This is a genomic window from Proluteimonas luteida (genome assembly GCF_021191695.1).
GTDB classification, from domain to species: Bacteria; Pseudomonadota; Gammaproteobacteria; order Xanthomonadales; family Xanthomonadaceae; genus Luteimonas; species Luteimonas luteida.
In genome coordinates, this window is the sequence record NZ_JAIWPT010000001.1 from 78,845 (window position 1) to 96,590 (window position 17,746).

A 17,746-nucleotide genomic window follows, 5' to 3' on the forward strand; every position below is an offset into this window, starting at 1 on the left:
TCCGGGCCCGGCGCACCGCCGCACGAATTGCCGGTGGCGGTTCAGGCGGTCCTGGCTGCCGCGCGTCGCACCGGTTTGACGATGGCCTGCTTCGCCACGGTCTTCCTGGCTACCGTGCCGGCCACGCGCTTGGCGGTCTTGAGCGGCACCACCTTGGTGACCAGGGTTTTCGGCAGTTCCTCGTACTGCACCGTCACCACGATGGTGTCCTTGCGGATTTCGATGGAGGTCGCATCCAGCGCCACCTGGGCCTGCGGGTGGCGCCGCAACAGCTCCGCAACCGCCTTCTGCACCTCGACGCGCAGCCGCGCCGCCAGTTCGTTGCGCACCTGCGCGCGGATCATGCCGATGACGATGTTGCGCAGGGTACCGGTGAAATCGACGATCTTCGCCGCCAGGCTGGCGTTCCAGGTGAAGTTGAAGTTCTGCAGGTCGGTGTCGATGTGGCCGTTGCGCACCGACACGAAGATGTCGCCGCTGAAGGTGCCGTCGAAATAGTCGTTGTGCACCGGAACGTCCTTGTGTACCGCCCAGCCACCGCGGACGTGGATGCGGCCGGGATGCGCGGCGATGCCGGGCGAGAGCGATCGCTCATTCTTGCGGTGCTTGGCCTGGGCGCGGATCGCGCGGCCGAAGGCCACCTCCGCGGTTTCATGGCGTTCGAACGGTGACTTGTTCTGCTTCCATCGGTTCATCGTCCCGTTCCAGACCACCTGGCGTAGGCCGTCGGCTGGCAGGAAGGCACGGAAATGGGAAAACGGGATCTGGAACGTGTGCTGCGGCATCGTCTTGTCACTCCATGTGTCGCGCGTGTGCGCACGGTCGGCTGCATAACGGCGCGGGCGCCGGCATCGGTTGCCGGAGGGCCGCTGCCATTGACGAACAACGCAGCCGGGACCGGGCAGCGGACACCGGTGCGCGTATTCCGTGACAGCGCATATGGACCGGTGTACGCAGGTGGCCGATGCCGGGAGGGCGTCGGCGCAGCCGGAAGTGGCAATGGCGGTGCGTTCGCGACACCCGCGCCCAGATGCAGCAGGGCCGCGATCGCGGCCCTGCGAGGAGGTGTCGATGCCGGGCGTGCCGTGGCGCAACGCCCGACGAGCGGGGATGGACCGCTCGGAGGTTGAGAGTAAATCGAACGCCGCAGCGAGAGCGCCGCCGTCACGGGCGTTCGGCGGCGACCGCAATAGGCGGGCGAACTGCTTTCGGCCTCTCAGCCGAAGACGCGGAACCGGGTGGCGTCGTCGATGTAGGTCTTCTCGCCGATCGGCGCCTCGTGCGAGCCGAACGGCATCTGCGCGCGCAGCTTCCAGCTGGCCGGCAGCTTCCATTCGGCGGCGGCCGCGGCGTCGGGCAGCGGGTTGTAGTGCTGCAGGCTGGCGCCGATGCCGGCTTCCGACAGCGCGGTCCACACCGCGTACTGGGCGATGCCGCTGGCATGCTCGGACCAGACCGGGAAATTGTCGGCGTACAGCGGGAACTGTTCCTGCAGGCCCTTGATCACGTCCTGGTCCTCGTAGAACAGCACGGTGCCGATGCCCGCGGCGAAGCCGTCGATCTTGGCCTCGGTCGGGGCGAAGGCCTCCGCCGGCACGACCGCGCGCAGCGCGTCCTTGACCAGGTCCCAGAACCGGACGCTCTGGTCTCCGAACAGGATCACCGCGCGCGAACTCTGCGAGTTGAACGAGGAGGGGGCCTGCTTGATCGCGGTTTCGATGAGGTCGGTGATCTGGTCTTTCGACAGGGTCACGTTCCTGCCGATGCTGTACTGGGTGCGGCGGCGCTTGGCCGTTTCGAGGAAGGCATTGGTCATGGGAGTGCTCGGTGTCCGGGAGGGGAGGCGCCGCGTGGTTGCGTTCCATATCGCGGCGTGGATTCAAGTGTGGCGTCGCCTCCGGCCGGCAACGACCGGCGCGTCCGGAATGGATCGTTGCGTCAGTGGCCGCGCAAGAACTCGCCGCCCCCGCCGCAAGCACTCGGCACGGCAAGCGCATGCATGGCGAATGCGCGCGGTCCATGCCCGAATGTCGCGGCAGCGGGGCGGCGGCGATCGCGCCCGCTATCATGGCGGCTCCACGATGACGGGCCGGAACGATGCGCAATCCCCTGCAGGAACAGTTGCTGAAGGCCGGCCTGGTCAAGAAGGGCAAGGTGGCGCAGGTGGTGCGCGAGCAGGCGAAGGCGCGCCAGGGCAAGCAGCCGCCCGCGCCGTCGCCGGCGCAGCAGGAGATCGAACGCCTGCGGCAGGAGAAGGCCGGGCGCGACCGCGCGCTGGCTGCCGAACACAACCGGCAGGCGCGGATCCGCGAACAGAAACTGCAGGCACGGCAGCTGATCCTTGATGCCAGGGTGTCGCCGGAGGGCGAGCGGCTCTACCGCTTCGCCACGGCCAGTGCGACGGGCAGCGTGATCGTCGGCGATGCGCAGGCACGGCAGTTGGCCAGTGGCGCGCTGGTGATCGCGGCGCTGGATGGCGGCCATGCGGTGATTCCGCGTGCGGTCGCCGACAAGGTGCGTGCGCGCGACCCCGATGCGATCGTCGTCGATCACGCGGCCATGCCGCAGGTCGACGACGGCGACGGGACCTACGACGATCCGCGCTTCGCGGTACCGGACGACTTGGTCTGGTAGCCGGCCGGCGCCCGGCCGGACGCGCGACGCCGACGCAAGCCCGCGCTGCCGTCAGCCGCGGTCGCTGCGCTTCTTCGGTCTGCCCGCGTCTCCGGACTTCGCCGCCTCGGCAGCCTTGGCGGCCGGGGCCTCGGCATCGAGCCGGGTCAGCGTGCGGGTGACGCCCAGGACCTCGATGCGGCCGCCGGATTTGCGGAAATCCGCGAGATCGTTGGCGATGCGATCGCTGGTCATCGATGCGCCACGGTCGCTGGTCTTGCGACCCACGAACAGGTGGCTGGTGTTGGAAGGGGGAAGGGCGGGTTTCTTGGCACGTGGCATGATGGCCTCCGTCAGTACATGACCAGTGGGATGCCGCGCGTATTGCGATCGGCATAGTCGTCGCGGATGCCGCGACAGTAGGGGCCCGCCATCACGAAGCGACGGCAGACCTCGGGCCGGGTGTCGTAGATCGAGCAGCACATCCGCGCCGCGTCGATCGCCACACACCAGCCCTCGTCATCGCGCGCCATCACGTGCAGGCCGGCGTCGGTGACATCGGTGAAACGTTCCGGCACGTCGTCGCCCGACTGCAGCACGACGGTCAGCCGGCAGCAGACCGCGTCGCAGCGGTCGCAGTCGACATCGGCCGCGCTCACGACGTGCGTACCGTCGCGGTGGCGCGGCGGTAATGCAGCAGCCGGCCGCGCCGGATCTCGACGTCGGCGTCGTCCATCGCGCAGCGCGATTCGCTGACGTCGAATCCCTGCAGGTCCAGCATCCGCGTGAACGGCGCGCTGTTGCCGCGTCCCGGATCGGTGACCAGCACCTCGGCGCGGTCGCGTGCGAAGCGCTCGACGATGCCCGCCAGCAGCGCGGCATGGCCGCGTTCGTACAGCACGTCGCTGGCGATGATCATGTCGAAATCGCCCAGCGCCTCGAGCGGCTGGTCCCAGCGCATCTGCCGGTAGTGCACCGCCGGCAGCGCGTTCAGCGCCGCGTTGTAGGCCAGGAACGACTCGGCCAGCGGGTGCATGTCCGAGGCGACGACGTCGGCGCCTCGGCGCTGCAGGACCAGGCTGGCGAGGCCGATGCCGCAGCCGATCTCGAGGATCCGCTTGCCCGCGATGTCAGCCTTGTCCATCGCCTGCGCGAGCAGCCGGCCCGACGGCCACAGCTGTCCGAACAGGCACCACTGCGCCGACGAGATGCCCAGCCGCGCACCGTGTCCGTCGGGATCGGAGAACTGCTGGCGGTCGCTGAGCACGCGCAGCCGGAACGGGTGTCCGCCGACGAGTACGGTGAGGTTGCGGGTCGAATAGCCGGGCACGGCGCTTCCAGTAGGGCGTCGCCCGGAAAGCGGGCGATGACGCGTGGGAGGAAGCGAGGCGTGCGACGGTGAGGATCGCGCGGGACGCATGGAGGGACGGACGCCCATGGGCCATCCTAGCACCGTGGTGTGAAATTCCCGGTGGGGCCGGCATTCGCGCGTCGTTCCGCCACTGCGCAAGGCGCGGCCGGGCAGTGCGCTTGCCGCGTGCGGCGCGCGCATCCGACAATCGGGTGCGCGTCGGCCCTGCCGGTCGGCGCGACGCCTCCGCTTCCGCATCCCATCGTGCCTGCATGGCCGCCGATCCGCCGACGAGATCCGTTCCTCCCGCCGCTGCACCTGCCGTCGCGCACGCCTGGAGCCTGCTGGCGTTGTCGAGCATCCTCGTGTTCGTCGCCGCCGCGCTCGCGCTGCACGGACTGCGGCCCGAGCTCGACCCGGTGCACAGCCAGATGAGCCTGTACCTGATCGGCGCCTGGGGGCCGTTGCTGCAGGCGGCCTATGCGTGCCTGAGCATCGGCATGATCGCGCTGGCGGTCGGCCTGCGCCGGGCGATGGTGCCGGCCTCGCGCAGCGCGGCGCCGTTGCTGCTGTTCGTGCTCGGCGGGATCGCGCTGACGACGACGGCGTATGCGTGGATGGACCTGCCCGGCCTCGACCGCACGCTGGAGGGCCTGGTCCACGGCGTCTCGGCGCAGGCGGCGTTCCTGTGCGCGACCACCGCCATGGTGCTGCAGGCGATGCGTTTGCGGCTGGACCCGCACTGGCGGCGTGCGTGGCCATGGCTGCTGGCATGGGCGCTGGCCTGTTTCGCCTCGGTCTGGGGACTGGCGTTGTGGCGCGATGCGCCGCGCGGCCTGGCGCAGAAGGCGGTCATCGCCCTGATGCTCGGCTGGCTGGTCACGGCCTGCCTGATGCTGTGGCGACGCACGCGCGTCGGCAGGCCCCGCGCGGCGCCCGACGCGGGGCGCATGCGCTGACGTCCGCACACCGCGTCACCCGTTCACGCCGGCCGCACCGGCGGCCCGACAGAATGCGCCTCATCCAGCCACGGCGGCATGCCGCACCGGCATGGACCCTTGCCTTCCACCGGTCGCCACCAGGAGAACGTCATGATCAAGTGGGCCATCATCTTCGCCGTCATCGGCCTCATCGCAGGCGTGCTCGGCTTCAGCGGCGTCGCCGGCGCCTCGTTCGGCATCGCCAAGTTCCTGTTCTGGGCCGCGATCATCATCGCCGTGGTGCTGTTCGTGCTCGGCATGACGGTGGCGAAGAAAGTATCGAGTTGACGCCGGCGCGCCGCTGTACGGCATGCCCCCATCGCCCGCGTCCGCCACCGGCGGCGCGGGCGTTTTTCATGGATGGCGCGCGGCACGGGCGTGTCAGAACAGCGCCAGCACCAGGCCGATGATCGCGCCGGAGGCGATCAGCAGCATCAGGCAGTAGCCCATGATGTCCTTGATCTTCAGGCCGGCGATCGCCAGCAGCGGCAGGGCGAAGAACGGCTGCAGCATGCTGGTCCAGGCATCGCCCCAGGCGACCGCCATCGCCACGCGCGGCAGGTCCGCGCCCAGCGCCTGCGCCGCGGGGATCATCACCGGTGCCTGCACCGCCCACTGGCCGCCGCCCGACGGCACGAACATGTTGATCAGGCCCGCCGACAGGAAGGTCCAGAACGGCAGGCTGTCGGCGCTGGCGAAGGCCACGAACCACTCGGACAGCGTCGTGGCCAGTCCCGAGTGCACGAGGATCGCCATGATGCCGGCGTAGAACGGGAACTGGACCACGATGCCCGCGCCGCCCTTGATCGCCTCCTGCAGCGCCGCCAGCAGGCGCGCCGGCGTGCGGTGCAGGGTGATGCCCAGCATCAGGAAACCGTAGTTGACGATGTTGAGGTTCAGGCCGCCGCCGGCGACGAAGTAGTCGACCAGGTACACCAGGCCGGCCACGCCGATCGCCACCGACAGGATCCAGCCGTGCTCGAGCTTCTCGGCCGGATGCGCGTCGTGCTCGAGCTCCGGCGGCGCCGGGTCGTCGGGCGGCGTGAACAGCACCGCGTCCTTGTCGGGTGGGGTCATCGCGCGGTTGATCAGCGGCACCGCGACCACCAGCAGCGCGATGATCAGCAGGTTGAACGGCGCGAACAGGGTCTCCGACGTGGGAATGATGCCGATCGCGTCCTGCAGGAAGTGGCCCTCGGTGGCGATGGTCAGCGGAATCGAGCCCGACAGGCCGCCATGCCAGACGATGAAGCCCGAGTACGCGCTGGCCACCAGCAGGCGGTAGTCGACGCGGACATGCTTGGCGACCTCGCGCGCGAACAGCGCGCCGATCACCAGGCCGAAGCCCCAGTTGATCCAGTTCGCCGCCAGCGCGACCAGGGTGACGACGACGATCGCGTTCTTCGGCGTGCGGCAGCGCGAGGCCAGCCAGGTCAGCATCCGCTTGACCGGCGGGGTCTTGGCGAGGATGAAGCCGGTCACCAGCACCAGCAGCATCTGCATCGAGAAGCCCAGCAGCTCCCAGAATCCCGCGCCCCAGTAGCGCACCAGGTCGAGCGGGGCGGTGCGTTCGATCGCGAACGCGGCGACGGCCGCCAGTGCGGTGAAGATCAGGACGAAGACGTAGGCATCGGGCAGGAAGCGTTCGACGAGGCGGACGCTGAGGCGGGTGGCGCGCTGGAACATGGACGGTCAACCGGCATGGGGACCGGGAACGATAACGGCCTGCTGCGTCGCAGCATGCTAGACCTTGGTCGGTTTGCAATCCTGCCTCCCGCGTGGCTGGAGGCGTCGCCGGACACGCGCGTACCCATGCGCAGAGGCCGCCCGGAGGCGGCCTCTGCAACACGGTGGCACCGGTGCCGACGCGGCGTCAGTGCGGCGGCGCGACCGCCATGCAGGCGCGGTCGGGCTGGCCGACGACGGTCAGCAGGGCGTCGTTGGGACCCCGTGTCCACAGCACGTTGCCGGCCTCGTCGGCGTACTTGGCGCCGGACGCGGCGGGCTCGCTGTACAGGGCCAGTACCTGTCCGTCGACCGAGACGCTGGCCGCGTCGCCGTCGAAGGTCGCGGTGATGCGGGTGCCTTCGCAGTCGTACATCGACACCGCCGGCGCGGCGTCGGTCGATGGGGTTTCCGGCTCGGTGGCCGCATCGGCGTCGGCGGCGGCAGGCGGGGGCACGGTGGTGTCGGGCGGCGCTTCGGCCTGGCTGCAGGCCACCAGCAGGGTACAGATCGCTGCGGCCGTCAGGAAGGGAGCGTGGCGCATGGGTCGTCTCCTCATCAAGCGGATCAGTGGGTGCGGGTCGTACCGGCAGCCCGCGCGGGGGCGCGGGCCCGGATCCAGCATACGCGCGAGGCCGCTGCGGCGAGGGTGCACCGCAGCATTGCCGATCGCCATGGGCCCGCGGAGAACCCCGCAGACGCCGCCCGGGAGTCAGGCCGCGGCCAATCCCCGCATCGCGTAGCGGTGACGGTCCGCGCCGCTGCCGCTGGCCTGGACCGCGTCGAGGAAATCGCGGCCCCAGCGGTCGACGTCGTAGTGGCTGACGATGTCGTACAACTGCCGCTGGCGCGCCGCCGCCTCGTGGTCGGGCATCGCCAGCGCCTGGCGCAGGCCGGCGACCAGGTCGACCTGGTCGTGCGGATTGGTCAGCACCGCGCCCTTGAGTTCCGCGGCCGCGCCGGCGAACTCCGACAGCACCAGCACGCCGGCGCTGCCTTCGATGCCCTGCGCGGCGATGAACTCCTTGGCGACCAGGTTGAGCCCGTCGCGCAGCGGCGTGATCCACATCAGGTCGGCGGCGGCGTAGTGCGCCAGCACCTCCTCGAACGGCAGTCCGCGCGAGAAGAACCGCACAGGGGTCCAGTCGAGCATCGAGTAGCGGCCGTTGATGCGCCCGACGGCCTGTTCGATCTGGGTCTGCAGCTGGCGGTAGACGGTCATCTCCTTGGCCGCCGGCACGCAGATCATCAGCAGGTTGACCTTGCCGCGCAGATCCGGCTGCTCGTCGAGCAGGCGTTCGAACGCCAGCAGCTTCTCCAGCGTACCCTTGGTGTAGTCCAGCCGTTCGACCGACAGCACCAGCTTGCGGCCGCTGAACTCGCGGCGGATCTTCTCCAGCCGCGTGCGCACGTGCGGGTGCGCAAGACCGCTCTCGATCCGGCGCAGGTCGGTGCCGACCGGGTGCGCGCCCAGGCCGATGGTCCGGTCGCCGACCCGCAGGCGGGTGGTCATGTCGTCCAGGCCGACCGCGCAGCCGTAGGTCAGGAAGCGCGGCGCGCAGCCTTCGCGGGACAGGGTTTCGGTCGGCATCGCGCCGCGCACCACGTCGACGAAGTTCTCGACCTGGCGCGGGATGTGGAAGCCGATGTAGTCGCACTGCATCAGGCTGCCGAGGATCTCGCGCCGCCAAGGCACCACGTTGAACACGTCGGCCGACGGGAAGTAGGTGTGGTGGAAGAACGCGATGCGCACGTCCGGGCGCAGTTCGCGCAGGTAGGCCGGCACCATCCACAGGTTGTAGTCGTGCAGCCACACCGTGGCGCCCGGCGCGGCCTCGGCGGCGGTGGCCTCGGCGAACTTGCGGTTCACCCGCAGGAAGATCTTCCAGTCGTCCTCGCGGAAGCGCGCGCGCTCCCAGAAGGTGTGCAGCATCGGCCAGAACGCTTCCTTGGAGAAACGCTTGTAGAACGCGTCGACCTCGGTCTTGGTCAGCGGCACGCGCGCGACCGTCAGGTCCGGGTAGGCGTCGCTGTCGACCGGGGTGTGGGTCTGGAACTTGCCGAGCTTGGGATCGTCGATGCTCCACGCGACCCACGAGCCCTTCTGCCCGCCGCCGAAGAAGCCGAGCAGGCTGGGGATGATGCCGTTGGGCGAGGTCGGCCGGCGGCGCTTGCGCTCGCCGTCCTCGACGTATTCCTCGTACGGCAGCCGGTGGTAGACCATGACCAGCTCGGACTTTCCGGTCGCCTCGGGCGCGCGGATCTTCAGATGCGGGTCGTCGGCGTCGAGCAGGCCGAAGTGGGCGACCGCCTCGAGAATGCCGCCGCAGCCCGGTTCGCGCGCATGGAACACGTTCGCCAGCTGGTTGGTCGCGTCGACCAGCGCGGGCTCCGATTCGCCGACGCACACGCCCTGGAAGCCGGAGATGTACATCGACAGGTCGTTGAGGGTGTCGCCGGCGACCAGCACGCGCTCGTGCGGCAGGTCGAGGTGGTCGGCCAGCGCGGCCAGCGTGCGGCCCTTGTCGGTGTCGGGCGGCAGGATGTCGAGGTAGCGGTCGGCCGAGTACAGCACCGAGCAGTCGAGGGCGCGCGCGGCCGCCTCGATGTCGCTGCGCACCGACGCCAGCGCCTCCGGCTCGCAGAAGTACGAGCAGCGGCGCTCCTGCGGCACGTCCTGGCGTACCAGGCCGGGGAAGTCGGCCATCGCCTCGGCGACGGCATGTTCGCCGGGCCAGCGCCGGTCGATGCGGGTCTGCAGCGGCTGGATCGGCTGCAGCGTGCGGCCGTCGACGACGGTGCCGCCGACATCGCAGATCACGTAGTCGGGGCGCGGCAGGCTGGGATCGGACAGCAGCGGCATGACGGCCTCGAGGCCGCGGCCGGTGACGAAGGTCAGGCGGATCTCGGGATGGCGGTCGACCAGCCGGTAGAGCTGCTGGCGATGCGCGGGGGATCCGGCGAGGAAGGTGCCGTCGAGGTCGGTCGCGAGCATCAGTCGCGGCACGAACGGGGTATTCGCGGGTGAGAGATCGGTGGTCAGGTTGTCTGAAATCAATGGGCTTCCTTGTGGGATGAAGGGGAGGGAGAGGCGTCTTCGGCGGCCGCGCTGGACCGGTCCGGCCCCTCGGGCGCGGCGCCGGTCTCCGGCAGCATTTCCAGCGATGTCGGCGTCATGCGCAGCATCGGGTGGAAGCTGGCGGGGCTGTCGCGGTCGCGGCGGCGGACCAGGCGCCGGCCGGCGGCGATGGCGGCCAGCACGCCGAGGATCACCGCGAACGAGGCCGGCAGCGCGCCGGGACCGGCGCGGACCATGAGCGCGCCGACCAGCGCCGGACCGATCGCCGAACCGACGCCGTTGAGCAGCAGCAGGCTGGAGCAGCCCGACAGCGTGTCCTCGGTCGGCAGGTGGTCGAGCAGGTGGGCCACGCACAGCGGGTAGATCGCGAACGCCAGCCCGCCGAACACGAAGAACAACGCGAACAGCGCCGTTTCCGAACGCGCGGCGGTGAACACCATCGCGATGCCGACCAGCGCCGCCAGCGCACAGACCACCGCCAGCGTCGTGCGCCGGTCGCCGCGGTCCGACAGCCGGCCGATCGGCCACTGCAGCACCGCGCCGCCGAGGATCGTCGCGCTCATCAGCGCGGCGATGCCGTGCACGTCGAGGCCGAGGCCGTCGGCGTAGACCGCGCCCATGCCCCAGAAACCGCCCATCGCCAGCCCGGCCAGCAGCGCGCCGCTGGCCGCCGCCGGCGCGGCGCGCCACAACGCGACGAGTGCGAGTCGCGGCGTCGCCGGCAGGGTCGGCTGGGTCATGCGGCTGGCGACCACCGGCAGCGCGGCCAGGCAGATCAGGATCGCCACGACGCTGAACAGCACGAACGATGCCGGATCCTCGATGCCGATCAGCCATTGTCCGGCGGCGAGTGCCAGCAGGTTGACCGCCATGTAGACCGCGAACACCTGGCTGCGCTTGTCCGGCGGCGCCTGCACGTTGAGCCAGCTCTCGATGACCGTGTACAGGCCGACCAGCGCGATGCCGGTGATCACCCGCAGCACCATCCAGATCCACGGATCGACGAATACCGGATGCAGCAGTACCGCGGCCGCGCACAGCGGCGCGTAGAAACCGAAGGCGCGGATGTGGCCGATGCGCTGGATCAGGCCGGGTGCGACATAGGTGCCGAGGAAGAACCCGACGAAGTAGCCCGACATGATCAGGCCGAGGGTCTGTTCGTCGAAGCCGGCCAGTCGTCCGTTGACCGCGAGCAGGGTGCCGAGCAGGCCGCTGCCCATCAGCAGCAGGGCAACACCGGCGAGCAACGCGGTCAGAGCTCGGACAACGGCGATGGCGGTCTCCGGTCGATGAACGACGGTGAATTGTAACACATTGATAAATATGGAGAATTTTCCGTTCCCGAGGATGCTGCAATGCAGCAGAAATCCCTTGCGGAACAAGCGCTTGCGACACCGACGTCATCTCCGGTGCGAAGCCGGAACCGGCGGTGAATGCGCCGGCAGGATTGCATCCCGCGTGCACCCCGGAGCCGTGATGATGGCGGCCACATCCACCGAGGAGAGGTCGCGATGCGTCCACGAATGTTTTCGATCCTGCTGCCGGGCCTGCTGCTGGCCGCCTGTGGCGGGACACCTCCGGCCGGCGATGCGGACCGGGCCGGTACGGACGAGGGCGCGACCGCGGCCCCGGCCGCTGGCGTGTCCGCTAGTGAAGAATCCGGCGATGCGCACACGGCCGACGAGGACGTGATCGTTTCCACGAACGAACCCTTCTGGCAGGCACGGGTGGAAGGCGACAGCATCGTGCTGACCGGCGTCGACGCGCCGGAGCGTCGGCTGTCCGGCGCCTCGTCGTCGATGACCGCGGGCGGCCGCCGCATCGCCGCCAGCGACGCGGCCGGCGAGGTCGTGGTGACGGTACGCAGGATGCGTTGCGAGGACGACATGTCCGGCGCGGTGTTCCCGATGACCGGGCTGCTGGCGATCGACGGCGGCGCGGCGATCCGGGGCTGCGCACGGCCGGCGACGATGCCGCCGCCGAAGCCGCCGGAAGAGGGCTGAGAGGTATCCCCCTCAACGTCCCGGCTACTTCGCGCAGCATGATCGTAGGTCGGCCCCACGCGGCCGACGCTGGGTGTCTGCCGTCGGGGGCGTTTGACCTGCGGCTGGTCCTGCGGCGGCCTGCCATCCGGGAGCAGGTTCTCCCGGCATGGTCATCGCCCCCGACCGGGCCGCGTTGCCTGCGTGGGACAATCGGGGCATGACGCCGCTACCCCGCACGCAGCCCGATCTGTTCGCCGCCGCCGTCCTGCCCCTGCATCGCCTGTTCTTCGCGCTGCTGCCGGATGCGGCGGCGCAGGACGCGATCCAGGCCGCGTGGCGGCACGTGGCGCCATCGCTCGGCGATCCACGCGCCACGCCCTCCCATCGCCTGCACCTCACGCTGCTGTATCTGGGCGAGACCGCCGGTCCGCGCGTCGACTGGATCGAGGCGGCGACGCGCGCCGCGGCAAGCCTGCAGGCCACGTCGTTCCCGGTGGTGCTGGACCGTATCGCCAGTTTCCAGGGAAGCCAGCCGCCGACGGTGCTGCGCGCCGCCGACGATGCCAATCCCGCGCTGCTGGCCTTCCAGCGGCAGTTGCGCGACGCCTGCCGCATCGCGGGCCTGCGTGATGCCGGCCATGCCAGGTTCGTGCCGCACGTGACGCTGGCGCGCCCGCGCATCGCCTTGCCCGTACCGGTCGCGGTGGCGTCGCCTGTGCGCTGGCAGGCCACGCGTTTCGTCCTTGTCCACAGCATCGCGGGTTGCAGGGACTACGCGCGGCTCGGCGAATGGGCGCTCGGCGCGTAGCGGATCCCGGCCTGCGATGGTGTTCGCCGGCCCGCTGGGGCGAGCCGGGCGGGCTGCGGGCATGCACGTTCGGCGGCGGTCGCGCAGCAGGCGGAAAAACCGCTCCCGGCCTCTCAGTCCAGCAGGCGGGTGATGTCGACGATGTCGTCCACCCACACCAGGTGCGACCTGGCCGGGTCCTCGAGATCGTCGAGGCGCAGCAGGGCGTTGTGGCCTTCGTGGCCGTCGGCGGCGCGGAAGGTCTCGATCGTCGGGCGCGCGGTGACGGTGCCGTCGAGCGTCGTGCCGTCGGCCAGGGTCAGGCGGACGGTGGCCTCGTCGTCGAGGGCGTGGATGTTCGCGTTGATGCGCGCGATGTCCGCGGCATCGGTGTGCAGGCGTGGCGGCGTGGGGTGCATGGTCGGGCTCCGGTCAGGCGCTGCAAGCCTGCCGCTTGCGCCGGCAAGACGCGGTGACGGCCGGGCGCATCCTCCCATTGCGTCGACGCGCCGCCGCGCTACGCTTGCGGTCCCTCCCCGCAGCGAGTCGCAGATGGACCAGACCGTCCACCCGTTTTCCGAACTGTTCAAGCAGCTGGGCCTGCCCGACGACGCGGCGTCGATCCGGCCTTCATCGCCACCCATTCGCCGTTGCCCGACGACATGCGGCTCGAGGAAGCGCCGTTCTGGTCGGCGGCGCAGGCGGACCTGCTGCGCGAGGAGCGCATCGACGACGCCGACTGGATCGTCGTCATCGACCAGTTGAATCTTGCCCTGCATGCGGACCCGCAGGTCGAGGGCGAAGGCGAAGGCGCGCCGGAGCGATGAGTCTTGCGCGGTGTGCGGCGGCGTCGTGCCGCGCACCGCGGGCCCGGCTCAGGCGTCGGCCACCGACAGCAGGCGGTCGTACTCGCGGCGGACCACGCCGTAGCACTCGCAGGCGCGGTCGGCCATGCCTTCGCGTTCCAGCACCTGGATCAGGCCGCGGCTGTAGCGGATGCAGCCGTCCTCCTGCAGTCGCCGCGCCGCTTCGGTGATGCCTTCGCGGCGCACGCCGAGCAGGTGTGCGATCTGCTCCTGGGTCATGCGGATCTCCGCCGAGCCGATCCTGTCGTGCACCTGCAGCAGCCAGCGTGTCAGCTGCTTTTCGACGGTGTGATGCTGGTTGCACACGCCGGTGTGGGCGACCTGGGTCTGGAAGGCCTGCATGAAGCGCAGCATGATCCGCTGGAATGCGCCGCCGCGACGGAATTCCGCGGTCGCGACGTCGCTGCGCAGCACCAAGGCCTCGCCACCGGCCTGCACCACGTAGCGCGCCGGCGAACTGCGGCCATCAGTCAGCAGCGCCAGCCCGACGGCGCCTTCGTTCCCGACCATCGCCACCGCGCTGCTGTCGCCGTTCTCCAGCACCAGCGTCGCCGACACGATGCCTTCGCGCGGGAAGTACAACGCGGCCTGTGGCGCGTAAGGTTCGAACAGCACCTTGCCGACCGGGATCTCCACCAGCTGCAATTCGTCGGACAGGCGATCGCAGGCATCCGGCGGCAGGTCGTTGAGCAGCCCGTTCCTGGGCGACCACGGGTTTTTCTTCTTCATCTGCAAGGGCGCTTCCAGTCAGGTCGTCGGCGGCGGCGGCGAGCGATTCTCGTGCCTGAATGGGTATTCGTATGTGCGGCAGCGCGCATACGTACAAGGTAACCGAAGCCGGCCGGAACCCTAACGTGCGTTACCGAACAGACGCGGATGCACGCTGCCGGGAACCTCCACTTTCCTGACTGGGGTGTCCGCCTGGCCCGGGCGGCGCCCACCCGGTCGCCGATGCCTGTCGAAGGATGGCCTTGAAAACAGATGATGTGGAGCTTTGCCGCGTGTTCGGACAGATGTCGCGCGAGTACCACGGCGACCTCCCCTGGGAGGCCTGCGTCGCGCAGCTGCGCGAGGGCTGGCTGCGGGTGCGCCGCGATCCCACACTCGACTGGCAGGACGTCGAACCGCTGATCCGCGCGTTCTGGGAACTGCCGGAATAGGTCCGGGACCGGATTGCTGCCACGACGCGCGGCTCGACGCAGCGGTGGCGGATGCCTACAGCATCGCCAGCTCGGCGTTGCCCAGCGTGCCGCGGTATTGCTCGCGCAGCCGCACCTTGCGTTCCAGGTCGTCGAGGATGTGGCCGCTGAAGTCGATGCCGGTCAGTTCCTCGATCATGTTGATGCCGCCGGGCGTGTCGACGTTGATCTCCATCAGCTTGTCGCCGACGATGTCCAGCCCGGCGAAATACATGCCGTCGCGGATCAGTTTCGGCGCCACCGTCTCGGCCAGCCGCAGCGCGTCGGCACCGGGCACGGCCATCTCGTACTTGCCGCCGGCGCTGATGTTGCTGCGCGCGTCGCCGCTGTCGTTGTAGCGGCGGATGCAGGCGAAGGTGCCGTCGACCTGCAACGGCCGGCCGTTGAGCGTCAGCAGGCGCAGGTCGCCGTCCTTGGCCTTCGGCAGGTACTGCTGCACGATGGCGTAGCCGTCGCGCAGCACCGCGTCGATCATCTGGTTGAGGTTGCCGCCGCTGTCGGGCGTCACCACGAACACGCCCTGGCCGCCGGAGCCCTGCAGTGGCTTGATCACGCCATGGCCGTCGTGGGTGGCGATGAACGCCTTGATCTCGTCGGCGTCGCGGGTGATGCAGGTGACCGGCCGCACTTCCTCGGGGAAGTGCTGGAAATAGGTCTTGTTCGAGGCGTCGGTCAGATGGGTCGGGTCGTTGAGCACGATGGTGCGTCCCAGCGTCACCAGCTGCGCGAACAGCAGGCCGCTGGTCGGCGACCATGGCCGGTCCACCGTCTCGTCGGCGGGATCGCTGCGCAGCAGCAGGACGTCGAGTTCGCCCACCGCCAGCCGCTCGGTGCGGCAGCCTTCGCCCTGCAGGTCGGCCAGCAGCGTGTCGTCGTCGGCGTAGTGGTCATGGCAGGGCAGGTGCGCCTGTGCCAGGACGCTGCCGTTGGCGTCGTAGGTGAAATCGCCCAGGCCGATCAGCGCGACGCGATGTCCGCGGTTCACGGCATGGCGGGCGAGGCGGACCGTGGTGTAGTTGTTCTTCTCGGTGGCGACGTCGTTGACGACGAAGCCGAGGCTGATCGGGCTCATGCGCGGGATTCCGGTGGGCGATGGGTCTGGTAGAGCCGCTGCACCGGCGTGTCGCGGCAGTCGGCCAGGCGTTCGGCGAACTCCGCGGCAACGCTGTAGCGCGGCAGCAGCGCGGGCGGCACGACCCAGCCGTCGTCGACCAGCCGGTCGAGCAGTTCCAGCTGCGGCAGCGCGAACTTGCCGACGAACAGCGCCTCGAACGCGCCGCCCGCCTGCAGGTAGGCGAGCAGGTCGCGGATGCCGCGCAGGTACACCGCGTCCTTGGTCAGGCCGCCGCCGCGGCGCGCGCGCACGGCGACATCGAAGGCGTCGTCGGTCGGCAGTGCGTGCGCGACGTGCAGGCGCTGGAAGATCGCCGGCAGCGTCGCGCCGTCGACCGCCATGCGCGCCGCGACCACGCGCGCGGCCAGCACCCGCAGGCGTTCGCCGGGCAGGAAGCCGGACAGGAACTCCGCCAGCACGCCCAGACCTTCCTGGGTGGCGTCGTACTGCGCCAGCCCGACCTCGAGCTGGCGGAGCGCCTGCCTGCGGCCGTTGTGGCGGGTGACCACGTGCGTGCCGATCTCGTGCTGGATCAGCGGTTGCACCCGCGCCTGCGGCAGGCGGATGTTGCCGTCGATGTAGAAGGTGCCATGCGAGACCATCAGCATGGAACTGATGTCGGTGTCGACGACCACGTCGATATGGAAATCCGGTGCCTGGCTGCGATACCAGTCGATCTCGGCCAGGACCGCGGCATGGACCACGTCGATGCCGGCGTCGGCGGGCAGCGGGTCGCTGCTGCCGACGCTGTCGAGGATGTCGGTGGCCAGTGCCAGCAGGTCGTCGTCGACATCGCCGAACAGGCCGATGCTGGCGGCAATGAAGTCGTCGCCGCCGCGTGCGCGCACCAGCCGGATCATGCGCGCGAGTTCCTGCTGCTTTCCGGCCAGCAACGCCTGCAGCGCCGGCGCCTCGATGTCGGCGACCGGCAGTGCGTCGAGCTCGGCCTCGGCCGCCGGCAGGTCGCTTTCCAGGTCGATGTAGCGCAGCGGCGGCTCGTGCCGTCGGCCGCCGGCATCGAACGCGCGCCACAGCGCGGCGCCGTCGATCGGCGACAGCGCCAGCAGCCAGTCGATGCGCGCATCCAGCCGCGCCAGCGCTGCGTCCACGTGCGCCGCGACCGGCGGCAGCGGGCGCACGACCGGCAACGGGGGCAGCGCCGCGGCGGTCAGCGACACGCCAGGAACTCCGGGCGCACCGCGTCGACCGCGTGCTGCAGGCCGTCGCGCAGCGCGTACAGCGCGGCGATGTCGGCCTGGCCGGTCCATTCGTCCATGAAGATCTTCTTGTACTCGGGCGAGATGGTGCAGACCCGGTCGCCCCACTGCGCGTACACCCATTCGGGGAAATGGCCGCCGGTGGGAAAGCGCACGTTGGCGCGGACATCGGGCAGTGCGCCGCGCACCGGATGCCGGCGCAGCACCTGGGCGAAGCGGCGCGCGGTACCGCCCCAGCGCCGGGCATCGAAAGTGGTGAAGCCCAGCTCGATGTCGGGGTTGCCCGCGCGCGGCGCCGCGGCGGCGTCGGGACCGTCGCGGCGGTGGTTGTAGCTGTGCAGGTCGATCAGCAGCGCGCAGCCCCAGCGGGCGACGGTGCGCTCGAGCAGTTCGCCGACCATCGCGTAGAAGCGTTCGTGCAGCGCCAGCGACGCCGCGACCTCCGGTTCCGGCAGCTGCGCGTCCCAGACCTGCAGACCCCAGCAGGCGTCGGGCGTGGCATAGACAGCCTGCTCGCGGCTGCGGTTCAGGTCCACTTCGAAGCGCGACTGGCGCACGCGGAGGCGGGTGTCGCCGACGGCCGTCAGCAGGCCGGTCAATGGATCCTCCTCGCGGCGGCGGTCGGCGTCGGCGAGCGCGACCCGTGCGCGCAGGCTCTCGCGCAGCGCATGGCCGTCGTGGATCGCGGTGGCGATCACCGGGCCGTCGGTCACGACCAGGTCCCAGGCCGGGTCGGGCTGGCGCAGGGCGGGCGGGATGTCGGGCGTGAACCAGGGCGCGGGCGTGCGGCGGACGTCGTCGGGCATGGCGCGGAGCATCGCAATGCCGGC

At 70.2% G+C, this 17,746-nt stretch carries 20 protein-coding genes and 1 pseudogene; 7 read left to right on the plus strand and 14 right to left on the minus strand.

The genetic code is table 11. The features are described 5' to 3' along the window. Nucleotides 1-41 precede the first annotated feature (41 nt). Both LDO26_RS00335 and LDO26_RS00340 read right to left on the minus strand, forming a co-directional pair. Entirely contained in the window at nt 42-1,094 is a 1,053-nt protein-coding gene (locus LDO26_RS00335) for a hypothetical protein (protein ID WP_232129076.1), read from the minus strand. Nucleotides 1,095-1,216: 122 nt separating this feature from the next. After that, a complete protein-coding gene (locus LDO26_RS00340) occupies nt 1,217-1,816 on the minus strand; it encodes a nitroreductase family protein (protein ID WP_232129077.1) in 600 nt (199 codons plus the stop codon). 281 nt (nt 1,817-2,097) lie between these two features. On the opposite strand from LDO26_RS00340, the gene LDO26_RS00345 reads away from it, so the two are divergent. Then, nucleotides 2,098-2,634 carry a DUF2058 domain-containing protein gene (locus tag LDO26_RS00345; RefSeq protein ID WP_232129078.1) on the plus strand — a complete coding sequence of 179 codons (537 nt, stop codon included), beginning with the start codon at nt 2,098-2,100 and terminating at the stop codon, nt 2,632-2,634. A 51-nt stretch (nt 2,635-2,685) separates the two neighbouring features. On the opposite strand, the gene LDO26_RS00350 is transcribed toward LDO26_RS00345, so the two are convergent. The 3 genes from LDO26_RS00350 to LDO26_RS00360 are packed head-to-tail and all read right to left on the minus strand — an operon-like array spanning nt 2,686 to nt 3,943. Then, nucleotides 2,686-2,955: a hypothetical protein gene (locus LDO26_RS00350; RefSeq protein ID WP_232129079.1), complete on the minus strand. Its 270-nt coding sequence runs from the start codon at nt 2,953-2,955 to the stop codon at nt 2,686-2,688. Between the two features lie 11 nt (nt 2,956-2,966). Then, on the minus strand, nt 2,967-3,272 hold the full coding sequence (locus LDO26_RS00355) for a YkgJ family cysteine cluster protein (protein ID WP_232129080.1): 306 nt from the start codon (nt 3,270-3,272) through the stop codon (nt 2,967-2,969). Further along, the gene (locus tag LDO26_RS00360) at nt 3,269-3,943 is read right to left on the minus strand and encodes a class I SAM-dependent methyltransferase (protein ID WP_232129081.1); all 675 of its coding nucleotides are present in this window, start codon (nt 3,941-3,943) and stop codon (nt 3,269-3,271) included. Before LDO26_RS00360 ends, LDO26_RS00355 begins: the two co-directional genes overlap by 4 nt. A 293-nt stretch (nt 3,944-4,236) precedes the next feature. On the opposite strand from LDO26_RS00360, the gene LDO26_RS00365 reads away from it, so the two are divergent. Together LDO26_RS00365 and LDO26_RS00370 are read left to right on the plus strand one after the other, a co-directional pair. Beyond that, nucleotides 4,237-4,923, plus strand: a complete 687-nt coding sequence (locus LDO26_RS00365; protein WP_232129082.1) for a DUF998 domain-containing protein — start codon at nt 4,237-4,239, stop codon at nt 4,921-4,923. A gap of 132 nt (nt 4,924-5,055) precedes the next feature. Beyond that, on the plus strand, nt 5,056-5,232 hold the full coding sequence (locus LDO26_RS00370; protein WP_232129083.1) for a DUF1328 domain-containing protein: 177 nt from the start codon (nt 5,056-5,058) through the stop codon (nt 5,230-5,232). Nucleotides 5,233-5,325: 93 nt separating this feature from the next. Here the strand turns inward: LDO26_RS00370 and LDO26_RS00375 are convergent, their stop codons facing one another. The 4 genes from LDO26_RS00375 to LDO26_RS00390 all read right to left on the minus strand — a co-directional run bounded on the left by LDO26_RS00375 (nt 5,326) and on the right by LDO26_RS00390 (nt 11,004). Next, on the minus strand, nt 5,326-6,630 hold the full coding sequence (locus tag LDO26_RS00375; protein ID WP_232129084.1) for a short-chain fatty acid transporter: 1,305 nt from the start codon (nt 6,628-6,630) through the stop codon (nt 5,326-5,328). Nucleotides 6,631-6,817: 187 nt separating this feature from the next. Continuing rightward, nucleotides 6,818-7,213: an MliC family protein gene (locus tag LDO26_RS00380; RefSeq protein ID WP_232129085.1), complete on the minus strand. Its 396-nt coding sequence runs from the start codon at nt 7,211-7,213 to the stop codon at nt 6,818-6,820. A 168-nt stretch (nt 7,214-7,381) separates the two neighbouring features. Next, nucleotides 7,382-9,727 (minus strand): glucosylglycerol-phosphate synthase, encoded by a 2,346-nt coding sequence (gene ggpS / locus LDO26_RS00385; RefSeq protein WP_232129086.1) that lies wholly within the window; start codon nt 9,725-9,727, stop codon nt 7,382-7,384. Further along, a complete protein-coding gene (locus tag LDO26_RS00390; RefSeq protein ID WP_255681915.1) occupies nt 9,724-11,004 on the minus strand; it encodes an MFS transporter in 1,281 nt (426 codons plus the stop codon). Before LDO26_RS00390 ends, ggpS begins: the two co-directional genes overlap by 4 nt. Before the next feature lie 255 nt (nt 11,005-11,259). Between LDO26_RS00390 and LDO26_RS00395 the strand changes: the two genes are divergently transcribed. Further along, nucleotides 11,260-11,751 carry a hypothetical protein gene (locus LDO26_RS00395; protein ID WP_232129087.1) on the plus strand — a complete coding sequence of 164 codons (492 nt, stop codon included), beginning with the start codon at nt 11,260-11,262 and terminating at the stop codon, nt 11,749-11,751. A gap of 199 nt (nt 11,752-11,950) precedes the next feature. Beyond that, nucleotides 11,951-12,541 (plus strand): RNA 2',3'-cyclic phosphodiesterase, encoded by a 591-nt coding sequence (gene thpR / locus LDO26_RS00400; protein WP_232129088.1) that lies wholly within the window; start codon nt 11,951-11,953, stop codon nt 12,539-12,541. Nucleotides 12,542-12,654: 113 nt separating this feature from the next. Here the strand turns inward: thpR and LDO26_RS00405 are convergent, their stop codons facing one another. Further along, nucleotides 12,655-12,939, minus strand: a complete 285-nt coding sequence (locus tag LDO26_RS00405) for a DUF3247 family protein (RefSeq protein WP_232129089.1) — start codon at nt 12,937-12,939, stop codon at nt 12,655-12,657. Between the two features lie 133 nt (nt 12,940-13,072). Between LDO26_RS00405 and LDO26_RS00410 the strand changes: the two are divergent. Further along, nucleotides 13,073-13,347 (plus strand): annotated as a pseudogene (locus LDO26_RS00410) (DUF2789 domain-containing protein). A 48-nt stretch (nt 13,348-13,395) separates the two neighbouring features. On the opposite strand, the gene LDO26_RS00415 reads toward LDO26_RS00410, so the two are convergent. Further along, on the minus strand, nt 13,396-14,115 hold the full coding sequence (locus LDO26_RS00415) for a Crp/Fnr family transcriptional regulator (protein WP_232129090.1): 720 nt from the start codon (nt 14,113-14,115) through the stop codon (nt 13,396-13,398). Between the two features lie 272 nt (nt 14,116-14,387). Between LDO26_RS00415 and LDO26_RS00420 the strand changes: the two genes are divergently transcribed. Continuing rightward, nucleotides 14,388-14,546 (plus strand): hypothetical protein, encoded by a 159-nt coding sequence (locus tag LDO26_RS00420; RefSeq protein ID WP_232129091.1) that lies wholly within the window; start codon nt 14,388-14,390, stop codon nt 14,544-14,546. A 55-nt stretch (nt 14,547-14,601) separates the two neighbouring features. On the opposite strand, the gene LDO26_RS00425 is transcribed toward LDO26_RS00420, so the two are convergent. The 3 genes from LDO26_RS00425 to LDO26_RS00435 are packed head-to-tail and all read right to left on the minus strand — an operon-like array spanning nt 14,602 to nt 17,722. Next, complete coding sequence (locus LDO26_RS00425) at nt 14,602-15,657, minus strand: ATP-grasp domain-containing protein (protein WP_232129092.1); 1,056 nt, start codon at nt 15,655-15,657, stop codon at nt 14,602-14,604. Continuing rightward, nucleotides 15,654-16,877 (minus strand): tyrosine/phenylalanine carboxypeptidase domain-containing protein, encoded by a 1,224-nt coding sequence (locus tag LDO26_RS00430; RefSeq protein ID WP_232129093.1) that lies wholly within the window; start codon nt 16,875-16,877, stop codon nt 15,654-15,656. The genes LDO26_RS00425 and LDO26_RS00430 overlap by 4 nt, the downstream gene beginning before the upstream one ends. Continuing rightward, entirely contained in the window at nt 16,868-17,722 is an 855-nt protein-coding gene (locus LDO26_RS00435) for an N-formylglutamate amidohydrolase (RefSeq protein ID WP_232129094.1), read from the minus strand. The genes LDO26_RS00430 and LDO26_RS00435 overlap by 10 nt, the downstream gene beginning before the upstream one ends. Between the last annotated feature and the right edge of the window lie 24 nt (nt 17,723-17,746).